Genomic DNA, 21,953 nt, shown 5'->3' with positions numbered 1-21,953 from the left:
ATGGCATATCGGTACAGGATACTGGCCGCGCTGGCCATAGGGGCGCTTGCGCCGCTTGCCTCGGCGGCCACACCGCCTGCGGGCGAGATCCGTCTTGTGTCGATCTCTTCGGGGCAGCCCGAGCCTATTCTGACCGAAGATCTGAAAACGACGCAGAATACCGAGTTCCGGGGCTGTTTCCACACGCCGCTGAGCCTCGGTATGCTGACCGAAACCTTCACCGTAGATCCCAAGGCCGCGCCCGAGCCGGAACAGCAGGGGTTTTCCTGCTATGATCCGGCGCGCCTGACCGAGGATCTGCGCACAGGCGAGGCGATTGCCTTCCTGTCCGAACCCGACATCACCCCCGGCATCGACCGGGTGGTGGCCATTTATTCCGATGGCCGGGCCTATGCCTGGCATCAGCGACACGCCGCGGAGAATTGACATGCCCGATCTTCTAATCGAACTCTTTTCCGAGGAAATCCCCGCGCGGATGCAGGGCCGCGCGCGCGAGGACCTCAAGAAGCTCGTGACCGACGGGCTGGTCGAGGCGGGCCTGACCTACGCCTCTGCCGGCGCCTTCTCGACCCCGCGCCGCCTTGTGCTGACGCTGGAGGGACTGTCGAAAGAGAGCCCGACGCTGCGTGAGGAGCGCAAAGGCCCCAAGTTCGGCGCGCCAGAGAAAGCGATCGAGGGGTTCCTGCGCTCGACCGGTCTGACGATGGACCAGCTGGAGATCCGCGACGAGAAAAAGGGTCAGGTCTATTTTGCGGTTGTCGAGAAAGAGGGCCGCGAGGCGCCTGCGATCATCGCCGAGGTGCTGGAAAAGACCATCCGCAATTTCCCCTGGCCCAAATCGATGCGCTGGGGCGCGGGGAGTTTGCGCTGGGTGCGCCCGCTGCATTCGATCCTGTGCCTGCTGTCCGATGAGGGCGGGGCCGAGGTGGTCGATCTGGATATCGACGGGATCACATCCGGCAATACCACCGAAGGCCACCGCTTCATGGCGCCGGGCCGTTTTTCTGTCACCGGTTTCGAGGATTACTGCGCCAAACTGGCGGCGGCCAAAGTCGTGCTGGACAGCGCCGAGCGCGAGCAGACCATCTGGCACGATGCCGAGCAGATGGCTTTTGCCCGCGGGCTCGAACTGGTGGCTGACCGCGGCCTGCTGACCGAGGTGGCAGGGCTCGTCGAATGCCCTGTGGCGCTGATGGGCCAGATTGATGACGAGTTCCTCGAGCTGCCGCCCGAAGTGCTGCAGACCTCGATGAAAGAGCACCAGAAATTCTTCTCGGTGAAAAACCCCAAAACCGGCCGGATCGAGGGCTTTGTCACCGTGGCCAACCGCGAGACCGCCGACAACGGCGCGACGATCCTCAAGGGCAACCAGAAGGTGCTGTCGGCGCGTCTGTCGGATGCCAAATTCTTCTGGGAAAACGATAACCGTCTGGTCAAGGCCGAGGGGCTCTCGGGCATGGGCGCGGGGCTTGCGGATGTGACCTTCCACAATGCGCTCGGCTCACAGGCCGACCGTATCGCGCGGATCGCGACACTTGCCACGGAGATCGCGCAAAAGGTCGGCGCTTCGCCCGATCTGGCCCGCGAGGCCGCCGAGGTCGCCAAGGCCGATCTGCGCTCGGAAATGGTCTATGAGTTCCCCGAATTGCAGGGGATCATGGGGCGCTATTATGCCCAACGCGCGGGCCTGCCCGAGGCCGTGGCCGATGCCTGCCGCGACCATTACTCGCCGCTCGGCCCGTCCGATGATGTGCCTACCGCACCGGTGACGGTCGCCGTGGCGCTGGCTGACAAGATCGACACGCTGACCGGCTTCTGGGCGATCGATGAAAAGCCCACCGGCTCCAAAGACCCCTTCGCGCTGCGCCGTGCAGCGCTGGGGGTGATCCGTCTGATCCTGACCAATGACCTGCGCCTGAACCTCACCGAGGTCTTCGCCAAGGGCTATGAGGGTGCGGATGCCGCCGATCTCTTGTCCTTCTTCCATGATCGTCTGAAGGTCTATCTGAAGGATCAGGGCATCCGCCATGATGTGATCGACGCAGTTCTGGCGATGCCCGGAAATGATGATCTGACACTGCTGGTCAACCGTGCCGAGGCGCTTTCGGGCTTCCTGAAAACCGATGACGGCGAGAACCTCATTCAGGGCTATAAGCGCGCCAATAACATCCTCACGCAGGCAGAGGAGAAAGATGGCGTGGAATACAGCTTCGGTGCCGATGCGAAATTCGCCGAAGGCCCCGAGGAGAAGGCGCTGTTTGCCGCGCTCGATAAGGCCGAGGCGGAAATCACACCGGCCATGAAGTCGCAGGAATTCGCCAGCGCGATGGGGGCTATGGCCCAGCTGCGCGCGCCGATTGATGCGTTCTTCACCGCCGTGCAGATCAATTCCGATAATCAGATCGTGCGCCGGAACCGCCTGAACCTGCTCTCCCGTATCCGCCAGATCTGCCTGTCGGTCGCCGATCTGAACCGGATCGAGGGCTAACGCCTTGTTTTCGCGCCACGAGTGAGGCGCGCAAGCAAGATAACACGTTCATCATGCGAAACCGGCGGGACGCGCTTTGCGTGCCACCGGTTTTCATGTATGCTGCACCTGCACAATGGGGCTCGCTGCAATGCAGAAATTTTATGATTTTCCCGAGTTCGTCGAGCTAACCCCCACCGCCAAGGTTGAAAAATCTCGGCACGGTTGGCGCGCGAAATGTCTACAACGGTTGATTCGGCTGGATCTGCCGGTGCCGCCGACCGTGGCCCTGCCCGTCGAGACGGTAAAATCCATTGCGACGGGCCAGATGCCCGATCTTGCGCCGCTGACCAATGTCTTCGGGCAGGATTTCCTGATTTCCGTGCGCTCGAGCCCCGAGAACCCCGAATGGGGCGGTCCGGGGACGGTCCTGAATGTCGGAATGAACAATGCGATGCATCAGCGCCTGTCCGAAACCCACGGGCGGGAGGCGGCGGATGCACTCTATCTGAATTTCGTGCAGGGCTATGCGATCCATGTCGCCCGCCTCGACCCCGATATGTTTTCGGCCGAGGCGGGTGAGGGGGCGCTGCAGGAGGCATTGGACGCATTTGCCGAGGAAATGGAAGAGGATTTCCCGCAGGATCCGCTGACCCAGCTGCGCGAGGTGCTCAGGTCGATGGCGCGGGCATGGGAAGGCACCACCGCGCGTCTTCTGCGTCAGGCCAAGGGCGCGCCTGCCGAGGCGACGCTGGGGCTGGTGCTGCAGGAGATGGCGCTGGGGATCGGGCCGGGGCTTTCGGGGTCGGGCACGATCCAGTTCGTGGAAAGCGTGACCGGCCAACCGCAGATCACGGGGCGTTTCCGTGGCCAGTCCCAAGGACGGGCGAATTCGGTCGAGACCCATTATCTGACGCGCGACGAACGCGGTGCCTCGCTCGAGGAGATGGCGCCCGAGGTCTTTGCCCAGCTGGTTGCCTTCAGCCCCGTCTGCCGCAAGCGGCTGCGCGAGGAGATGCAGATCGAGTTCACCATCGAGAGTGGCCGCATTGCCGTGATCGATGCGGTGCGGGTGCAACGCTCGGCACGGGCGGCTGTGCGGATCGCGGTGGCTCTGGCCGAGGACGGGGTGATCCCGCGCGACGAGGCGCTGTTGCGGATCGAACCGCGGGCCCTGACCGAACTCCTGCACTATCAGGTGGACCCGCGCGCCCCGCGCGATGTGATCGCCCGCGGGATCGGGGCCTCACCCGGTGCGGCGACCGGCAAGATCGTGTTCTCGGCCGCGGCGGCGCAGGCTGCGGCCTCGCGCGACGAGCCCTGTATTCTGGTGCGCCGCGAGACCCAGCCCGAGGATATCCGTGGCATGCACGCGGCCAATGCCGTGCTGACCGAACGCGGTGGCATGACCAGCCATGCAGCGGTGATTGCCCGTGGTCTGGGGCTGCCTTGCATCGTGGGTTGCACCAATATTACGCTCAATGCGCGTGATCACAGCTTTACCGGACCCAAAGGGAGAGTGTTCCGCGAGGGCGATATCATTACCGTCGATGGCACAAGTGGCGAGGTGCTTCTGGGCGAGGCCGAGATGCTGGAGCCCTCGCTCGATGACGGGTTCCGCACATTGCTGCATTGGGCCGATAATGTGCGCGATATCGGCATCCGTGCCAATGCGGACACCCCCGATGATGCCCGCACCGCGCGCAATTTCGAGGCGGACGGGATCGGGCTGTGCCGGACCGAGCATATGTTCTTCGACGAGGACAGGCTTACGGTGATGCGCGAGATGATCTTCGTGGACAGCCCCGAGGACCGTGCCGCCGTGCTCGAACGTCTGTTGCCGATGCAGCGCAACGATTTTATCGCGCTTTTCGATATTATGGCAGGGGCGCCGGTCTGTATCCGGCTGTTCGATCCGCCGCTGCACGAGTTTTTGCCGCATAGCCGGGAGGGGATGCGCGAACTCGCCGAGGCTTTGGGGCGGCCTTTGTCGGAAGTGACGCGGCGCTGCGAGGCGATGACGGAGTTCAACCCGATGCTGGGGATGCGTGGCGTGCGTCTTGGCGTAACCTTGCCCGAGATCTACGATATGCAGGCCCGCGCCATCTTCGAGGCGGTGGTCGAGGCGGGGCGTCGGGGCTCGGTCATCGTGCCCGAGATCATGATCCCGCTGGTTTCCGCCTCGCGCGAGGTGGAGCTGGTGAAGACCCGCATCGATGCGGTCGCAGCCGCCGTGCGTAACCAGCAGAAGGCGCAGTTTTCCTATAAACTGGGTGTGATGATGGAAACGCCGCGCGCGGCGCTGCGCGCGGGCGAGATCGCCGAACATGCAGAGTTCATGTCCTTTGGAACGAACGACCTGACCCAGATGACCTATGGTCTGTCGCGCGACGATGCGGGGCGGTTCATGTCGACCTATGTAAACCAGCGCGTCTTCTCCGAAGATCCGTTCCATATTCTGGATATCGAAGGGGTGGGCGAGTTGTTGCTGATCGGGGCAGGGCGCGGCCGCGCGACACGGCGCGATATCACGATCTCGGTCTGCGGCGAGCATGGTGGCAACCCCGAATCGATTGCATTCTGCCGCGCTGCGGGCTTCGATTATGTGTCCTGCTCACCATTTCGTGTTCCGGTTGCGCGCCTTGCTGCGGCCCATTTTGCCCTTCTGGCTCCGAAGCAGCAGTGAGGGCCGCTCGCAAATCCGTGATCCTAAAAGTTTAGATAATTCAGTTGGTTTTCTGGATATGGCGCTAAAAAATAACGTTAAGGTGACGTTAGGGTAGGCGGATTCTCGCCGCCTTTCGCCGAAGAAACTGTGGCAAAAACATCTGCTTGTAGATTTTTAACGATTTCCGCGGTAGGTCCCCCAAGTCTTGTTGGCCAGCGGTCGGCAGGGCGCGAAACCACTGCGAGACGGACACATGACGAAGTTTATCGGTAAGATTGTAGCGATTTTCGCCTTTGCGCTCTGTGCGCAGCTAGGTGCAGCCCAAGCCGAAGTGACAGTAAGCGGGTCCAACGACCCTACAATCGATATCGATACGCCTCTGGTATCCATGCTCTCGGGGGAGCGTGACACGCTGGGCAAGTTCTCCGCCGCTCAGGTATCCAAACTCATGACCCCGCCGGAAGGTTCCACACCGCCCTCGCTGACGGCCTCGTGGCTGGCAGCCCAGCCTGCCGCACAGGGCGGTGCCCAGTTCGACTGTCTGGCGCAGGTGATCTATCACGAAGCGCGCGGCGAGAGCCTCAAGGGCCAGCAGGCCGTGGCCGAGGTGGTGCTCAACCGCGTTGATGATCCGGCCTTCCCCAATACCGTTTGCGGTGTGGTCCATCAGGGCACCAAACGCGCTTGCCAGTTCAGCTGGACCTGTGATGGCAAATCCGATGCCATTGCCAACCGTGCCAGCTATGCCCGTGTGGCCAAGGTCGCCCGTGCCATGATGGATGGTGCCCCGCGCAGCCTGACCGATGGCGCGACCTTCTTCCATACGCCCGCCGTGCGCCCCGCATGGTCGAAGCGTTTCGTGAAAACCACCCGCGTGGGCTCGCATATTTTCTACCGCAAACCGGTGCGGACCGCTTCCAACTAACACGCTCGTGTCGTTTCTCGCTGCTATCCGACGTTTCGGGGTGGGCATTTGCCCGCCCTTTTTCTATTTTCCGCCCAAAGAAAAGCCCTGCCGGCCAAGCCAGAGAGATCCCCATGTCCAGCGATATCGTTCAAGCCTTTGCGCATCCCGAAGAGCGTTCGATTGCCTCGGCTCCGGCGGATCCGCGTGACCGCATCAGCCTGCGCGATCATATCGTCACCGCCGATATCGGCGCGTTCCAGCAGGAGCGCGGGCATGGCCAGCGGCTGCAATTCAACATAGTGGTCGAGGTGCGCCCGGTGGCCGCACCGCTCGAGGATGATGTGGACCGCATCCTGTCCTATGACCGGATCACCGAAGCTGTGGCGGCAGAACTTGCGGCCGAGCGCCTGAACCTTCTGGAGACGCTGGCCGAGCGGGTGGCCGAGCGCATTCTGGCGGCGCCTCAGGCGATGCGTGTCTTCGTGCGGATCGAGAAGCTCGACCGCGGTCCGGGGGCGCTTGGCGTCGAGATCGTGCGCTCGCGGGCCTCGGTGCCGGTTCAGGCGGCAGGCGAGGCGGTGCATCCGGTGCTGGCCTATCTCTCGAACGAGACCATTGCCGCCCCCGATCTGTCGGCGCGCCTCGATGCGCTCGAAGCGGGGGCTGCGGCGGTGGTTCTGGTGGTGGGCATGCCCGAGGGCACGCCCCCGCAATCGGCCCAGGGGCCGACCCAGCGCCGGATCGATCTGCTGGCGATCGAGCAGAACGCCTGGGTTCTGGCGGGGCGTGATCCGCGCTGTGTGGTGGTATCCTCGCGCACCGAGCTCGACTGGGCGATGAAACACGGCAAGACGGTTGTCTGGGCGCCTTCGAAGATTGTGCTTGATGCGGTGGATGGCCCCAAAGGCAGCCCGCGCGATGCGGTGGCGCTGGCGGTATGGCTGGCCGAGCAGCTGGCCGCCGACCGGCTGGAACTTCACGGAAATATTGCAGCTCCGGCAGGTTCCCGCGTGAAGGTGCTCGCGCAGCGCTGAGCGCGGCCAAAGATGGCTTGCCAAATCACGGCACATGCGGTGAATGGAGGCCATGGAAAAGCTCTATTATCGCCCGATCCCGCGCACGGATCTTGCCCGCCCCGACACCGCCTTCCGCTTGGCCGGAGGCTGGTGCTGGTTTGATGAAGTCGAGGTTCTGCGCCGCGGATTGCCGCCCGAGGTGATCCCTGCGCAGCATTGCCCCGAAGAGGTGCTGGAACGGCTCACCGCCAAGCGCCGGATGATCGGGTCGATGCACCTTGAGGTGCCGCGGGTGATGGGCATCCTGAATGCCACGCCCGACAGCTTCTCCGATGGCGGCGATTATTTCGATATGCATGCGGCGATGGAACGTGCCGAGGCGATGGTCGAGGAAGGCGTCGATATTTTTGACATCGGTGGCGAGAGCACCCGTCCGGGTGCCGAGACCGTGCCCGAGGACGAAGAAATCGAACGCACCGTGCCGCTCATTCAAGAGCTGCGCGACATGTTCGATCTGCCGATCTCGATCGACACCCGCAAGGCGCTGGTGGCCGATGCCGCGGTCGAGGCGGGCGCCGATATGATCAATGACGTCTCGGCGATGGAATATGATCCGGGGATGGCGGAGCTGGCGATGGTTTCGGGCCTGCCGATCTGTCTGATGCATGCGCAGGGCGACCCCGAGAACATGCAGGACAAGCCCGAATATGATGACGTGCTTCTGGATGTTTATGACCATCTCGAGGAGCGCATCGCGCTGGCCGAGGCCGAGGGGATCGACCGCGCGGCGATCATCTCGGATGTGGGGATCGGCTTTGGCAAGACGGTCGAGCATAATCTCACCCTGCTGCGCGGGCTCTCGCTGTTCCACAGCCTTGGCTGCCCGATCCTGCTGGGTGTTTCGCGCAAACGCTTCATCGGCACCATTGCGGGGGTCGAGACCGCAAAGGACCGGATGCCCGGCACGCTGGCGGTGACCATCGCAGGGATCGCGCAGGGCGTGCAGATCCACCGTGTGCATGATGTGGCGGAAATCAAACAGGGGGTGAACCTCTGGGCGGCCCTGACGTTGGGCTGGGAGGAAGAGAAATGAGCAGGAAACTTTTCGGCACCGATGGGGTGCGTGGCGAGGCCAATCAGGGCCATATGACCGCCGAGATGGCGCTGCGTCTGGGGGCGGCGGCTGGGCGCTATTTCCGCCGTGCGGGCACCAATGGCCACCGCGTGGTGATCGGCAAGGATACGCGCCTTTCGGGCTATATGTTCGAGAACGCGCTGACCGCCGGTCTGACCTCGACGGGGATGAATGTGCTCCTTCTGGGGCCGGTGCCGACGCCTGCGGTGGGCTATCTCACGCGCTCGATGCGCGCCGATCTGGGGATCATGATCTCGGCGAGCCACAATCCGGCCAAGGATAACGGCATCAAGTTCTTCGGACCGGACGGGTTCAAGCTGTCCGACGAGGCCGAGATGGAGATCGAGGCGATGCTGGAGGGTGAGATCCGTCTGGCGATCCCCGACAATATCGGCCGTGCCAAGCGCATCGATGACGGGCTGGGGCGCTATGTCGAATATGCCAAGACGACCTTCCCCGCCCGCGACCGGATGTCGGGGCTGAAGGTGGTCGTCGATTGCGCCAACGGGGCTGCCTATAAGGCCGCACCACAGGTGCTGTGGGAACTGGGCTGCGAGGTGATCCCCGTGGGGGTTGCGCCCAATGGCTACAATATCAACAAAGGCGTCGGATCGACCCACCCCGAGGCCTGCGCCGAGGCGGTCCGGACGCATGGCGCGGATCTGGGCATCTCGCTCGATGGTGATGCGGACCGCGTGATGATCATCGACGAGACGGGCCGTGTGGCCGATGGCGACCAGATCATGGCGCTCTTTGCCCGCCGCTGGGCCGGGAAGGGTATCCTGCAGGGCGGATCGCTGGTCGCCACCGTAATGTCCAATCTGGGGCTCGAGCGCTTCCTGCAGGGCCACGGGATCGGGCTCGAGCGCACCAAGGTCGGCGACCGCTATGTGGTCGAGCGGATGCGCGCGGGTGGCTTCAATCTGGGCGGTGAGCAGTCGGGCCATATCGTGATGACCGATTACGCCACCACCGGAGACGGTCTGATGGCGGGGCTGCAATTCCTTCTGGCCATGGCCGAGACGGGGCAGCGTGCGTCGGAACTGGTAAGCCAGTTCGAGACCGTGCCGCAGCTTCTCAAGAATGTGCGCTATCAGGCAGGTCAGGAGCCCCTGAACAATGCGCAGGTCCAGAAGGTGATCGCCCAGACCGAGGCGCGGCTACAGGGCCAGGGGCGGCTCCTGATCCGTAAATCCGGCACCGAACCCCTGATCCGTGTGATGGCGGAATGCGAGGATGACGGTTTGCTGGCCGAATGTGTGGATGCGGTGGTCGATGCCGTGACTGTCGCGGCAGGATGATAGCAGGCGGCCCTCGGGGCCGCCTTTTTTCTGTCAGGTCCGTTTCGCTTTGGATGTGCCGCTACCCGCAGGGAACATGGCGGCTATGGGCTGGGCGTGATGCGGGGCTGTGACCCGGTTGACGGGGCCGGCCGGATATGGGAGCCGCAGCCCCGAAAATTTCCACAGCTGCCCAACCGAAGGAAGGACCTATGGCTCTTACCCTGCGCCGGAACCACGATCATGATCTCGCCCCGCTGGCCGAAATGCTCCCCGACGAGGACGTTCCCCTGATCAATCCCAATGCCAAAGTGCCTTTTGACGAGCGCGAATGGCACCGCAAATGGCTGGGAGATCGGGATGATGTCTCCTTCTATCTGCGTGATGAGGCGGAACAGGATGTAGGGTTTTTCGCCCTGCGCGTGGGGGTCGGTCCGGAGGTGCGCCATCTGACCTATGTCTATCTGGTCGAGGACGCACGGGGCGGAGCCGCTTCCGATGTGACGGGCCGCGTCGAGGAGGCCGCGCGCGATCTGGGGGCTGCGGTCCTGACGCTGAAGGTCGAGCTCGACAATGTGCCGGCAGTGCGGGCCTATCGTTCGGCAGGCTATGAGGAGCTTTCACGCCGCAATGGCATGGCGACGATGCAGCTCGAGCTCGACACAAGAGAGGCGGCCTGAGCGCCCTAGCGGCGCTGTTTGCCGCTGATCCATAGATCACTGATGGCGCGGTCATCGCCCATCATGATGGTGGCAAAAAGCGCCTCGTCGAAACTTTCGGCACGCGCCATACGCTGGCGGATCGCGGGGGTGGAGTGGAGGTCGATGACCACCAGATCCGCTTCCATACCAGGGCTGATATTGCCCACGCGGTCGTCGATCTTCAGGGTGCGGGCCGAGCCCTGGGTCGCGAGCCACCACAGGAAGGCCGGATGCAGGGGGGTGCCGCGCAGCTGGCCTACCTCATAGGCGGCGGCCATCGTGCGCAGCATCGAGAAGCTCGATCCGCCGCCCGTATCGGTGGCGAGCCCCACGCGGGTGCGCCCGGCCATACCCGCCATGTCGAACAGACCCGAGCCGATGAAGGTATTCGAGGTCGGACAATGGGCGATGCCCGCATTCAGCTCCGACAGGCGGTCGATCTCGCGCGGCTCGAGATGGATGGCATGGCCATAGATGCCGTTCTCGCCCAGAAGCCCGAAGGCCTCGTAGGTGTCCAGATAATCGCGGGCCTGCGGAAACAGCGATTTCACCCAGTCGATTTCGTCGGTCTGTTCGGACAGATGCGTCTGCATCAGGCAATCGGGATGCTCGGACCACAGATCCCCCAGCACACGCAGCTGCTCGGGCGTCGAGGTGGGCGAGAAACGTGGAGTGATCACATAGGACAGCCGGTCCTGCCCGTGCCATTTCCGCAGGAGCGCGCGGCTGTCATCATAGGCCGATTGCACCGTGTCGCGCAGCCCGTCGGGCGCGTTGCGGTCCATACAGGTCTTGCCCCCCATCGCGCGTAGCCCGCGCTTTTGCGCCGCCGTAAAGAAGGCATCCACGCTGGCCGGATGGATGGTGCAGAAGCTGCACATCGTGGTCGTGCCATGCGCCAGCGCCAGATCCATATAGCTCTCGGCAATGGCCTCGGCATAGGCGGGGTCGGCCAGACGGATCTCTTCGGGGAAGGTGTAGCTGTTGAGCCAGTCGATCAGCCGCTTTCCCCAGCTGGCAATAATGGCGGTCTGCGGGAAATGCACATGCGCATCGACAAACCCCGCCGAGATCAGTTTGTTGCCATAGTCATGGACCACCGCTTGCGGCCAGTCGCGCTTCACATCTTCGGCAGGGCCGACGGCTGCGATATGCCCGTCCTTTACAACAATCGCGCCATGGGTCAGATGCTCCATCCCGTTGGCGCTGTCTGTCATGGGCATGTCACGAAAACGGATCACCTGTCCCAGCAGAAGATCGACCATCACCATTCCTTTTCTCTCGCGCAAATCACTCCATCTTACGCACGAGGCAAAAGCGGATACCAGCCTCTTCTGCCCGCCCAGCAGATAGGCTAGTTTGAAGACCAAGTTGCGGGCCAATAAAAACGAGGGGGCCGGATGGCGGACTATCTGATCGACGAACAAGAGCGCGAAGAGCAGGAATACGGTCTTGATGGCGAGCGCGTGGAGAAGATTCTGCACGCGGTCGAGGCGGAGGATGCCGATCAGCTGAAAACGCTGCTCGAACCGTTGCACGCGGCTGATATCGCTGACCTTCTCGAACAGATTTCCGGTCCGGAACGGCGCGAGATCCTGCGGCTCTGGGGTCGCGAGATCGATGGTGAGATCCTCACCGAGATCGACGAATCGATCCGCGAGGAAGTGATCGCGAGCCTTGCGCCCGATGTTCTGGCCGAGGCCGTGCGCGAGCTTGATTCCGATGACGTGGTCGACCTCATCGAGGCGCTCGAGGAGCCGCAGCAGGAAGCCATTCTGGAAATCCTCGATGATCGCGACCGGATTGCGGTCGAGAAATCGCTAACCTATCCCGAATATTCGGCAGGCCGGATGATGCAGCGCGAGGTGGTGACCGCGCCCGAGCACTGGACCGTGGGCGAGACCATCGACTATCTGCGCTCGTCCGAATGGCTGCCGGACCAGTTCTACCATGTCATTCTGGTCGATCCCGCGCATCGGCCCTTGGCCAATGTCACACTCGGGCGCATCCTGTCGGCGCCGCGGGGTTCGGGCCTGAAGGATATCGCGGAGGAAGAGTTCCGTACGATCTCTGTCTATCAGGAAGAAGGCGATGTGGCCTATGCCTTCAACCAGTATCACCTGATCTCCTGTCCGGTGGTCGACGAGAATGACCGTCTTGTTGGCGCGATCACTATTGATGACGCCATGTCGGTGCTTGATGAAGAGCATGAGGAAGACATCCTGCGTCTGGCCGGTGTGGGCGATGAGTCCTCGCTGTCCGATACCGTTCTGGAAACCGTGCGCCAGCGCCTGCCTTGGTTGATGGTCAACCTGTTGACGGCGATCCTGGCCTCCTTGGTGATCTCGATGTTCGAGGGCACGATCCAGCAGCTGGTGGCGCTGGCGGTTCTGATGCCGATCGTGGCGTCGATGGGGGGCAATGCGGGCACCCAGACCCTGACCGTGGCGGTGCGGGCATTGGCCACCAAAAGCCTGACCGAAAGCAACGTCTGGCGGGTCGTGCGGCGGGAAACCGTGGTGGGGCTTCTCAACGGCTTCGCTTTTGCCGTGGTGATGGGGGCCGTGGCATGGTTCTGGTTCGACGGCGCGACGCTGGGCGCGGTCATTGCGATTGCGATGGTCATCAACCTGGTGGTCGCGGCACTGGCGGGGATACTGGTGCCCTTGACGCTCGAGAAACTGGGTGCGGATCCTGCGCTGGCTTCGGGCACATTCGTGACCACGGTGACCGATGTCGTGGGCTTCTTCGTCTTCCTCGGTCTGGCCGGAGCGATGTTGCTGTGAGCCTGTCAGAGGACAAACAGGCCGCCCGAAAGGCCGCTTTTGCGGCACGCAAAACGGCGTTCGGCGTCGAGGGTCTGGCAGACAGGGCCGCCGACCGGCTGGCGGAGGTGTTGCAGGGGTTCAGGGGGCTGACGGTTGCGGGCTATATGCCGATCCGCACCGAGGTTGACCCACGTCCGGCCATGCTGCGCCATGACGGGCCTTTGTGCCTGCCGGTGGTGGAGGGCGAGGCGCGGCCTTTGGGCTTCCGCCCGTGGTCGGCTGCCGCCGAAATGATCCCCGGCGCTTTTGGCGCGGCGATTCCCGCCGAGACCACTGCGGTGATCCCGCAGGTGGTGATCCTGCCGCTGGTGGCCTTTGATGCCCGCGGTTACCGGCTGGGCTATGGCGGCGGTTTCTATGACCGCACGCTCGAACTTCTGCGCGCGCAAGGTCCCGTAACCGCGATCGGTTTTGCCTTTGCGGCACAGGAGTTGCCGCAGGTGCCGATCGAGTCCACAGATGAGTTGCTGGATCTGATGGTGACAGAGCAGGGCGTGCTCGGCCCGTTTGCCTGAGGCGCAGCCCGCAAAACCAGTTGCCCTTTCGCGCCGGAGCCCCTAAGGCAGATGCCCATGAAAATATTGTTTCTTGGCGATGTAATGGGCCGCGCAGGCCGCACGGCAATCAGCGAACGTCTCGCGGGTCTGCGCGAGGCGTGGAAGCTTGATTTCGTGGTGGTCAATGGCGAGAACTCCTCCAACGGGATGGGGCTTTCGGCCGAGCATGCGAAGCTTTTGCTGGATGCGGGCGCGGATGTGGTGACGCTGGGCGATCATGCCTTCGACCAGAAGGACATGATGCAGTTCATCGCGCAGGAGAAACGGGTGATCCGCCCGTTGAATTTCGCCAAGGACGCGCCGGGTGCAGGAGCGCGGCTGTTCGAGGATCGCCGTGGCCGCAAGATTCTGGTCGCGCAGGTGCTGGGGCAGGTCTTCATGAAGCGTCCCTTCGATGATCCCTTCGCCGCCGTAGAAAAGACGCTCAAGGCCTATCCGCTGGGCGGGCAGGCGCAGGCGATCTTGCTGGATGTGCATTGCGAGGCGACCTCGGAGAAAATGGCGATGGGCCATTTCTGCGATGGGAAAGCCTCGATGGTCGTGGGGACCCATACCCATGTGCCCACCGCCGATGCGATGGTGCTGCCCGGTGGCACCGCCTATCTGACCGATGCGGGGATGTGTGGCGATTACAATTCGGTCATCGGGATGGAGAAGGCCGAGCCCCTGCGCCGTTTCATCACCGGTATGCCCAAGGACCGCTTCACGCCGGCCAAAGGCGAGGCCTCGCTCGCGGGGTTCTATGTGGAAACCGATGACCGCACGGGGCTTGCCAAACGCTGCATGGCGGTGCGGGTCGGCGGACGTCTTCCCGAACAGACGCCGATTTCGGCATAAACGGTCCGCCCGCCTACCCGTTGCGGCGGAAAGGCTCCCGAATTTCAAACTCTGCTTGTGCCTTTTGCCGCGCTGATTAGTATCCGCCCGAAGACGCTTGAAAAAATCTTGGGGTCATGATGATCGATCTACCGATATCCGACACGTGGCGCGCCGTTTTGCCGCTTTTGATCGTGGTCTGGATGTTCGTCATGTTCATCCGCGAAACGCGTCCTCCCGAAGTGATCGCGATTGCGGGGGCTGCGCTTATGGTGGTCTTCGGCTTCGAGCCGGTCAAACAGGCCACGGAGAGCCTCTCGAATTCCGCACCATGGACGATCGCCTTCATGTTCCTGATCATGGGGGCGCTGGTGCGCACGGGCGCGCTGGATGCGATGACGCGTTATGCCGAGACCCATATCTCGAAACACCCCGTCTTTACGGTGGCGTTGATGTTTGCCATCACGGCGGTCGCCTCGGGGGTGATGAACAACACACCCGTCGTGGCGGTGATGATCCCCGTGTTTATACAGGTTGCACGAAAACTGGGTAAGTCGCCCTCGAAGTTCCTGATGCCGTTGAGCTATTTTACGGTGATGGGAGGCATGCTGACGCTTCTGGGCACCTCGACCAATATCTTGGTCGATGGTGTGGCTCGGCGCAGCGGGCTCGAGCCCTTCGGTGTGCTCGAGATCCTGCCGGTGGGCGTGGCGGTGCTGCTCGCGGGCTCGCTGTTCATGGCACTGACGTCCAAATTCCTGCTGCCCGAACGCCAGTCCATGGCCTCGCTTCTCGGCCAGCGTCCGAAGATGAAATATTTCACCGAAGTGGCGATCCCCGAGGATAGCTCGCTGCTGGGCACTCCGGTGCTCGAGGTCGATGCGTTCAAACGCGAGGGCGTGCGGGTGGTCGATGTGCTGCGCGGTGATGCCTCGCTGCGCCGCGATCTGCCCAATGCCATCCTCGAACAGGGTGACCGGATCGTTCTGCGCACCGAGATGACCGAGTTGCTGGGCATGCAGAAGAACCCCGATCTGCGGATGATCGACAAGCTCAGTTCGGTGCAGACGGAGACGGTCGAGGTGCTGATCTCGCCCGGTTGCCGGATGATCGGCCGATCCTTGGGCGAGCTGCGCCTGCGCCGCCGCTATGGGGTCTACACGCTGGCCGCCCACCGCCGGAACCAGAATATCGGGCGCCAGCTCGACGATCTGGTGGTGGTCGTGGGTGATACGCTCCTGCTGGAGGGCGCGCCCGAGGATATCGCGCGTCTGGCCTCGGATATGGATCTCGTTGACGTGTCCAAACCGACCGCCAAAGCCTATCGCCGGAGCCATATGCCGCTGGCCATCGGCGCGCTTCTGGGTGTGGTGGGCTTTGCAGCCTTCGATGTGGCGCCCATTCTGGTTCTTGCGGGCGTAGCGGTTGCGATCATTCTGGTCAGCAAATGTATCGATGCCGAGGAAGCTTTCACCTTTATCGACGGGCGTCTTCTGGCCATGATCTTCTCGATGCTGATCGTGGGGGATGCGCTCGAGGCGTCGGGCTCTGTCGCGCTTCTGGTCAGCTATATCTCGCCATGGCTGACGCATCTGCCGCCTTTCGCCACATTGATGGCGGTCTATTTCATCGGGCTCATCTTGACAGAATTCCTGTCCAATAACGCGGTCGCGGTGATCTATGCGCCGATCGCGATCAGCCTTGCGCAATCGCTGGGGCTCGACCCGCGCCCCTTCGCGATCGCGGTAATGTTTTCGGCATCGGTGGCATTCGCGACCCCGATCGGCTATCAGACCCATATGATGGTCTATGGTCCGGGCGGATACCGCTTCAACGACTTCCTGCGTTTCGGGATACCGCTCGATATCGTTACGGGCCTGACCGCCTGCCTGATCATTCCCTTGGTCTGGCCGCTTTAACTGATTTCGGGAGAGTTCCCATGAAATACCTGATCGGTCTTGGCCTTCTGCTTGGCCTTGGGGCCTGCGCCGCGACAACCGGCTGGAAGGCAAACCCGCAGGGCGTGACGCTGCATGGCGAACAGCTGGCTGTTACCTTCTTCGACGGCGAGGTCTGTCGGGTGAATATGGGCGGCGCGCATTCAGGTCAGTTGCCCGGCTGTTCCAATCCGCTGCATTACAAGGTGGATGTCGAAAGCGATCCGATCCTGCCCGGTGCCTCTGCCGTGCTGGAAACCAAATCCACGGTGGTGCTGTCCAACGGTCAGGGCCGGACATGGACCTTCCATACGCCGGAACTCCGCGACGCGGCAGGCAATAAGATCGAGCCGCCGGTGGCGCTCCACTAAGGCTTTTTGCGCAGCACCTTGCGGCAGGGGCCCCGAATGCCCTATATCGTCCCCAAATTATATGACAATCTGACGGAGAAGACGGCTCATGGCAGGCCACTCAAAATGGGCAAACATCCAGCACCGTAAAGGCAAGCAGGATGCCATCCGCTCGAAAATGTTCTCGAAGCTCTCGAAAGAGATCACTGTTGCCGCCAAGATGGGCGACGCCGACCCCGAGAAGAACCCGCGTCTGCGTCTGGCGGTAAAAGCGGCCAAGTCGCAATCCATGCCGAAAGACGTGATCGACCGCGCGATCAAGAAATCGCAGGTGGGCGATGGCGACGAATATACGGAAATCCGTTACGAGGGTTATGGGCCCGAGGGGATCGCGGTGATCGTCGAGGCGCTGACCGACAACCTCAACCGCACCGCCTCGAATGTCCGTTCTACCTTCACCAAATGCGGCGGTAATCTGGGCACCAGCGGCTCGGTGAGCTTCATGTTCGACCGTCTTGGCGAGATCATCTATGATGCGTCTGTGGGCGATGCCGATACCGTCATGATGGCGGCAATCGAGGCAGGTGCCGAGGACGTGGAATCGGATGAGGAAGGTCACTGGATCTACTGCCCGATGGAAGATCTTTCGGCTGTGACCGATGCGCTCGAGAAGGAACTCGGCGAGGCGAAAGAGGCCAAGCTGATCTGGAAGCCGCAGAACCGCACCGAGGTCGATCTCGAAACCGCGCAGAAGCTGATGCGCCTGATCGACACGCTGGAAGACGACGATGACGTCCAGACCGTCACCGCCAATTTCGACGTGCCCGAGGACGTGGCCGCCCAGCTCTGAGCTGGCATCCCACCGCATGACAGAACCCGCAGCCGCCACAGCTGCGGGTTTTTTCATGCGGTGGGGTCAGTGGGTGAGGGCCGCGGCCAGATGCTCTATGAAGGCCTCGACACGACGGGCAGGGCGCGCGTCACCCGGGGTGACGGCATAGATATTCACCTCGCCGCGCGAATATTCCTCCAGCACGGCTTCCAGCCGGCCCGCCTGGATGTCGGGCTGGATGTCGTTGGAGGATTTGAGCGCCACACCGCCGCCGGCAATCGCCCATTCGCGCACCGCGCCCCCGTCATTTGCGCTGCGGTCCCCCGAGACCGGCACCGAGATATGCTCGTCGCCGTCGTTGAAATGCCAAGTGGATTGTGGCGCCCCGTCGCGGTTGATGATCAGGCAGTTATGTTTGGCCAGATCGCGCGGATGGGACGGGCGCCCGTGCCTGTCCCAGTAGCCGGGTGCCGCGCAGACCTGCCGCGTGCCGCGCAGCAACAGCCGCGATTTCAGGCTCGAATCCTTCAGTGGTCCCGTGCGGATCGCCAGATCGATCCCTGAGCCCACGATATCGGTCACCCCGTCATTCAGCATCAGATCAATGCGGATATCGGGATTGCTTGCCAGAAAACTGTCGATGATCGGCGGCAGACGGGTGCGTCCCAGATCATTGGTGGTGGTGATACGGATGCGTCCGCGCAATGAGCCATGGGGGGCAGCACGGTCAAAAGCGCTGTCGATCTGTTGCAGGATGCGGCGGCAATCGGCCAGAAACAGATCGCCCTCGGGGGTGAGGCTCAACTTGCGGGTGGAGCGCTGCACCAGCTGGACACCCGCGATATCCTCGAGCCGTTTGAGGCTTGCGGTGATTCGCGAGGGCGTCTGCCCGCGCGCCCGCGCCACCGCCGCCATCGAACCCAGATCGGCAATGGCGGTGAAGATCTCTAGGAGGTCGATGCGATCCATTATGCCGCCTTTGCGTAATGCACTCTTTCAAAACACGGCCCTTGTCGGGGTAGGGGCGAATAATAGCGTAGCCAGCAGCAATGACAACGCGCCAATGGCGCTGCCGTACGGTCAAACGCCCGGACCCATGCAAAGGGGTAATGCGTTGGGAGCCAAGAAGTTTTGAAACGGAGCATAATATGAAAATCGATCTGAGCGGAAAATCTGCCCTTGTCACTGGCTCGACCAAGGGGATCGGCTTTGCCAGTGCCAAAGGTCTGGCAGCCTGTGGCGCGCGCGTGACCCTGACGGGGCGCAAGACGGAAGATGTGGACGCCGCCATTGCCGAGATCCGCAAGAGCCTGCCCGACGCCGAACTGTCCGGCGTCGCGGCCGATCTGGGCACTGCCGAGGGCTGCGAGACTGTGGTGAAGGCGCTGCCCGACTGCGATATTCTCGTCAATAATGCGGGGATCTTCGGGCCGGTGGATTTCTTCGAGACCGAGGATGCTGTCTGGGACAAATATTGGCAGGTCAATGTGATGTCGGGGATGCGGCTGGCCCGAGCCTATCTGCCTGCGATGGAGAAGAAGGGCTGGGGGCGTGTGGTTTTTCTGGGTTCGGAATCCTCGTTCAACATTCCCGAGGACATGGTGCATTACGGCGTCACCAAAGCCGCCGATGTGGCATTGGCGCGCGGGCTTGCCAAACGGATGGCGGGCACGGGGGTGACAGTGAATTCCGTTCTGCCGGGGCCGACGCTGTCTGACGGGATGAAAGCGGGCTTGAAAGACACGGTCGAGAGCACCGGCAAGAGCTATGAGGACGCGGCAGCCGATTTCGTGGCCGCCAATCGCCCCGCTTCGATCCTGCAGCGCGCCACCTCCACCGAAGAGGTAGCCAATATGATCGTCTATGCCTGCTCGCCCCTGTCCTCTGGCACGACAGGGGCCTCGCTGCGCGTCGAGGGCGGGGTGATCAACAGCCTGTGACATATCGGGGCGCGCGGGCCGTCCGTGCGCCCCTGCACTGGTCTTGGGCCGCGGATCATGGGAAGAGACCGGACCTGCCTTCGGAGGGCCTATGGACCAGACCATTCTCTATCTCATCGCCGCCCTGATCGTGGGTATGTCGAAAGGCGGACTGGCTTCGGCGGCCGCCATCGCTGTGCCGATGCTGGCGCTGTTCATGAACCCCGTGACGGCGGCGGCGACGCTCCTGCCGGTCTATGTGGTGACCGACTGGATCGGGGTCTGGCTTTTCCGCAAGGATTTCTCGGCCAAGAACCTGTTGATGTTCACGCCTGCGCTTCTGTTCGGCGTGGTGCTGGCCACGGTGATCACCCCCTATACGCCCGAGCCGGTGCTGCTGGTCTTCACCGGTGCGATCGGTCTGTGGTTCTGTCTCCGCGCATGGTTCGGACGGGGATCGGACCATGTGACCAAACCCGCGCTGGTGCCTGCCCTGTTCTGGGGCACACTGACGGGTGTGGCGAGCTTCATTACCCATTCGGGCGCACCGCCCGCTCAGGCCTATCTGCTGCCCCAGCGCCTGCCCAAGCTGAAATTCGCGGGCACCATCGCCATCTCCTTTGCCATCGGCAATCTGGCCAAACTGCCCGCCTATTTCGCCATCGGTCAGCTCGACGGGTTGAACTGGGGGCTGATCGTGGCGCTCGCGGCCACCGGCATCATCGGCACCTTTATCGGGCGCTGGCTGACGGTCAAACTCTCGGATACCCATTACGTCCGTGTCATCCAGGGGATGCTGTTTATCCTGTCCGTTATTCTGCTCATCAAGGGCGGGATGGCGCTGATTGGCGCTTAGGGCTTGCTTTCCCAACTGTTACAGACATGTCATAGAGCATCCCTAAGAGAGCCCTGCGCGTGACGCGCCACAGACTTACTGCCCGAAAGGTTGCCATGACCCGCATCGTTCAATCGCTTGCTGAAATCTCCGAACCCTATGATGCGCTGTTCTGCGATCTTTGGGGCTGCCTGCATAATGGCGTGACCGCCTATCCGGCGGCGGTGGCCGCGCTTCAGACGTTCCGTGCCAAGGGGGGGCGTGTGGTCCTGCTGACCAATGCGCCGCGACCGGCGGATTTCGTCAAGGAGCGCTTTGCCAAGATGAATATCCCCGATGATGCGTGGGATATGATCGTCAGCTCCGGCGATGCGGCGCAGGATGCGATGTTTGCCGGTGCCGTGGGCCGTAAGGTCTGGCATCTGGGGCCGGAAAAGGATGATGGCTTCTTCACCCATATTCCCGCCGAATGGGAAGGTCGCGCCAATATCGAGCGTGTGTCGTTCGAGGAGGCCGAGGGCATTGTCTGCACCGGTCCGTTCCATGAGGACACCGAGACCCCCGAGGACTATCGCGCGCAGTTTCTGGCCGCCAAGACGCGCGGGCTGAAGATGCTTTGCGCCAATCCCGATCTGGTCGTGGATATGGGCGACAAGCGGATCTATTGCGCCGGTGCGCTGGCCGAACTGTATGAGGAAATGGGGGCCGACGCGATCTATTGCGGCAAGCCGCACCCGCCGATCTACGATCTGGCGCGGCGCAAGCTCTCGGCGGCCTTCGGCCTGCCCGATGACAGCCGCATCCTGACCGTGGGCGACGGTATCCTGACCGATGTGGCGGGTGCTGCGGGTGAGGGGCTTGACTGCCTGTTCGTGACCGGTGGGCTGGCTGCGGAAGCTTTTGGTCCTGATGTCGAGAATCCCGATGCCGGGAAGCTCGAAGACTGGCTCGACGGGCAGGGGCAATCGCCGCTCTATGCGATCGGTCGCCTGCGCTAACCAGTCCTCCCGTATTCCGATGATCTGGCGCCCCTTGGAGCATGCTGTTCCGGGGGCGTTTTGCCATACTGTCTCGGAATCGAAACAATCTTGCTCGCAATAATATGATGCCAAGCTAGTATACTGCGATATATTGTTTCGAGTGTAATTGTTTCTTGAGCCATTCCGCGCTATGCTGCGGTGCAACATGGCCGCGTAGCGGGGTAGGGGAAAGGGAGTCGTGATGACGATGATGAAGGAAATCGAAGGGTCTACGATCTTCATCGAGGATCTGCAGATGGGGATGTCCCGCCAGTTGGTGAAAACTGTCACCGACCGCGATATCGAGTTGTTTGCCGAAGTCTCGACTGACCGAAATCCGGTGCATATGGATGAGGACTATGCCCGCACCACCCTGTTCAAGGGCCGGATCGCGCACGGGATTCTCTCGGCGGGGCTGATTTCGGCGGTGATCGGCGAGCAGCTGCCCGGACATGGGGCGATCTATCTCAAACAGTCGCTGACTTTCATGGCACCGGTGCGGCCGGGGGATGAAGTTTGTGCAACTGTCCGCGTGGCGGCGATTGATCGGGATAAGCGGCGGGTCACACTTGCAACCCAGTGCACGGTGGGCGATACGGTTGTTCTGAAGGGTGAGGCCCTTGTGCTGGCGCCGTCGCGGGAAACCCTGCGCGGCTGAGGCTCTGGTTCTCGCCGGAATGCGGGAA

The 21,953-nt window shown here is 62.5% G+C and carries 20 protein-coding genes; 18 read left to right on the top strand and 2 right to left on the bottom strand.

Translation table 11 applies throughout. The features are described 5' to 3' along the window. The 8 genes from ABEB22_RS01825 to ABEB22_RS01790 all read left to right on the top strand — a co-directional run bounded on the left by ABEB22_RS01825 (position 1) and on the right by ABEB22_RS01790 (position 10,153). Positions 1-426: a DUF6446 family protein gene (locus tag ABEB22_RS01825; RefSeq protein ID WP_406870706.1), complete on the top strand. Its 426-nt coding sequence runs from the start codon at positions 1-3 to the stop codon at positions 424-426. 1 nt (position 427) lies between these two features. Beyond that, positions 428-2,488, top strand: coding sequence for a glycine--tRNA ligase subunit beta (gene glyS, locus ABEB22_RS01820; protein ID WP_406870705.1), 2,061 nt, complete (start codon positions 428-430; stop codon positions 2,486-2,488). 130 nt (positions 2,489-2,618) lie between these two features. Next, a complete protein-coding gene (locus ABEB22_RS01815; RefSeq protein WP_339112021.1) occupies positions 2,619-5,153 on the top strand; it encodes a putative PEP-binding protein in 2,535 nt (844 codons plus the stop codon). Between the two features lie 235 nt (positions 5,154-5,388). Further along, positions 5,389-6,060 (top strand): cell wall hydrolase, encoded by a 672-nt coding sequence (locus ABEB22_RS01810; RefSeq protein ID WP_406870704.1) that lies wholly within the window; start codon positions 5,389-5,391, stop codon positions 6,058-6,060. 113 nt (positions 6,061-6,173) lie between these two features. Continuing rightward, the gene (locus ABEB22_RS01805) at positions 6,174-7,076 is read left to right on the top strand and encodes a dihydroneopterin aldolase (RefSeq protein WP_339112023.1); all 903 of its coding nucleotides are present in this window, start codon (positions 6,174-6,176) and stop codon (positions 7,074-7,076) included. 52 nt (positions 7,077-7,128) lie between these two features. Further along, the gene (folP, locus tag ABEB22_RS01800; protein ID WP_406870703.1) at positions 7,129-8,151 is read left to right on the top strand and encodes a dihydropteroate synthase; all 1,023 of its coding nucleotides are present in this window, start codon (positions 7,129-7,131) and stop codon (positions 8,149-8,151) included. Next, positions 8,148-9,494 carry a phosphoglucosamine mutase gene (gene glmM / locus ABEB22_RS01795; protein WP_406870702.1) on the top strand — a complete coding sequence of 449 codons (1,347 nt, stop codon included), beginning with the start codon at positions 8,148-8,150 and terminating at the stop codon, positions 9,492-9,494. The genes folP and glmM overlap by 4 nt, the downstream gene beginning before the upstream one ends. Before the next feature lie 191 nt (positions 9,495-9,685). Beyond that, positions 9,686-10,153 (top strand): GNAT family N-acetyltransferase, encoded by a 468-nt coding sequence (locus tag ABEB22_RS01790; protein WP_339112026.1) that lies wholly within the window; start codon positions 9,686-9,688, stop codon positions 10,151-10,153. A gap of 5 nt (positions 10,154-10,158) precedes the next feature. On the opposite strand, the gene guaD is transcribed toward ABEB22_RS01790, so the two are convergent. Further along, positions 10,159-11,439 carry a guanine deaminase gene (guaD, locus tag ABEB22_RS01785; RefSeq protein WP_406870701.1) on the bottom strand — a complete coding sequence of 427 codons (1,281 nt, stop codon included), beginning with the start codon at positions 11,437-11,439 and terminating at the stop codon, positions 10,159-10,161. Between the two features lie 135 nt (positions 11,440-11,574). Between guaD and mgtE the strand changes: the two genes are divergently transcribed. The 6 genes from mgtE to ABEB22_RS01755 all read left to right on the top strand — a co-directional run bounded on the left by mgtE (position 11,575) and on the right by ABEB22_RS01755 (position 17,512). Then, positions 11,575-12,960, top strand: coding sequence for a magnesium transporter (gene mgtE / locus ABEB22_RS01780; protein WP_339112028.1), 1,386 nt, complete (start codon positions 11,575-11,577; stop codon positions 12,958-12,960). Continuing rightward, complete coding sequence (locus ABEB22_RS01775; protein ID WP_406870700.1) at positions 12,957-13,517, top strand: 5-formyltetrahydrofolate cyclo-ligase; 561 nt, start codon at positions 12,957-12,959, stop codon at positions 13,515-13,517. The genes mgtE and ABEB22_RS01775 overlap by 4 nt, the downstream gene beginning before the upstream one ends. 57 nt (positions 13,518-13,574) lie before the next feature. After that, the gene (locus ABEB22_RS01770) at positions 13,575-14,396 is read left to right on the top strand and encodes a TIGR00282 family metallophosphoesterase (RefSeq protein ID WP_406870699.1); all 822 of its coding nucleotides are present in this window, start codon (positions 13,575-13,577) and stop codon (positions 14,394-14,396) included. A gap of 119 nt (positions 14,397-14,515) precedes the next feature. Further along, positions 14,516-16,294: an SLC13 family permease gene (locus ABEB22_RS01765; protein WP_339114476.1), complete on the top strand. Its 1,779-nt coding sequence runs from the start codon at positions 14,516-14,518 to the stop codon at positions 16,292-16,294. A 20-nt stretch (positions 16,295-16,314) separates the two neighbouring features. Next, positions 16,315-16,683 (top strand): hypothetical protein, encoded by a 369-nt coding sequence (locus tag ABEB22_RS01760; protein WP_350934616.1) that lies wholly within the window; start codon positions 16,315-16,317, stop codon positions 16,681-16,683. Between the two features lie 88 nt (positions 16,684-16,771). Continuing rightward, positions 16,772-17,512 (top strand): YebC/PmpR family DNA-binding transcriptional regulator, encoded by a 741-nt coding sequence (locus ABEB22_RS01755; RefSeq protein WP_339112032.1) that lies wholly within the window; start codon positions 16,772-16,774, stop codon positions 17,510-17,512. Positions 17,513-17,578: 66 nt separating this feature from the next. Here ABEB22_RS01755 and ABEB22_RS01750 read toward each other — a convergent pair whose 3' ends face one another. Next, the gene (locus ABEB22_RS01750; protein ID WP_339112033.1) at positions 17,579-18,463 is read right to left on the bottom strand and encodes a LysR family transcriptional regulator; all 885 of its coding nucleotides are present in this window, start codon (positions 18,461-18,463) and stop codon (positions 17,579-17,581) included. A gap of 179 nt (positions 18,464-18,642) precedes the next feature. Between ABEB22_RS01750 and ABEB22_RS01745 the strand changes: the two genes are divergently transcribed. From ABEB22_RS01745 to ABEB22_RS01730, 4 genes are all read left to right on the top strand, one after another. Further along, a complete protein-coding gene (locus ABEB22_RS01745; RefSeq protein WP_406870698.1) occupies positions 18,643-19,434 on the top strand; it encodes an SDR family NAD(P)-dependent oxidoreductase in 792 nt (263 codons plus the stop codon). Positions 19,435-19,525: 91 nt separating this feature from the next. Next, positions 19,526-20,269 (top strand): sulfite exporter TauE/SafE family protein, encoded by a 744-nt coding sequence (locus ABEB22_RS01740; RefSeq protein WP_339112035.1) that lies wholly within the window; start codon positions 19,526-19,528, stop codon positions 20,267-20,269. A gap of 95 nt (positions 20,270-20,364) precedes the next feature. Further along, positions 20,365-21,246, top strand: coding sequence for a TIGR01459 family HAD-type hydrolase (locus ABEB22_RS01735; protein WP_350934607.1), 882 nt, complete (start codon positions 20,365-20,367; stop codon positions 21,244-21,246). A 229-nt stretch (positions 21,247-21,475) separates the two neighbouring features. Continuing rightward, entirely contained in the window at positions 21,476-21,925 is a 450-nt protein-coding gene (locus ABEB22_RS01730) for a MaoC family dehydratase (RefSeq protein ID WP_350934660.1), read from the top strand. Positions 21,926-21,953: the final 28 nt, after the last annotated feature.

The organism is Thioclava sp. 'Guangxiensis' (assembly GCF_045348365.1).
GTDB classification, from domain to species: Bacteria; Pseudomonadota; Alphaproteobacteria; order Rhodobacterales; family Rhodobacteraceae; genus Thioclava; species Thioclava kandeliae.
Note: the sequence above shows the minus strand (reverse complement) of the source record. Positions and strands in the feature narration are given on the sequence as shown.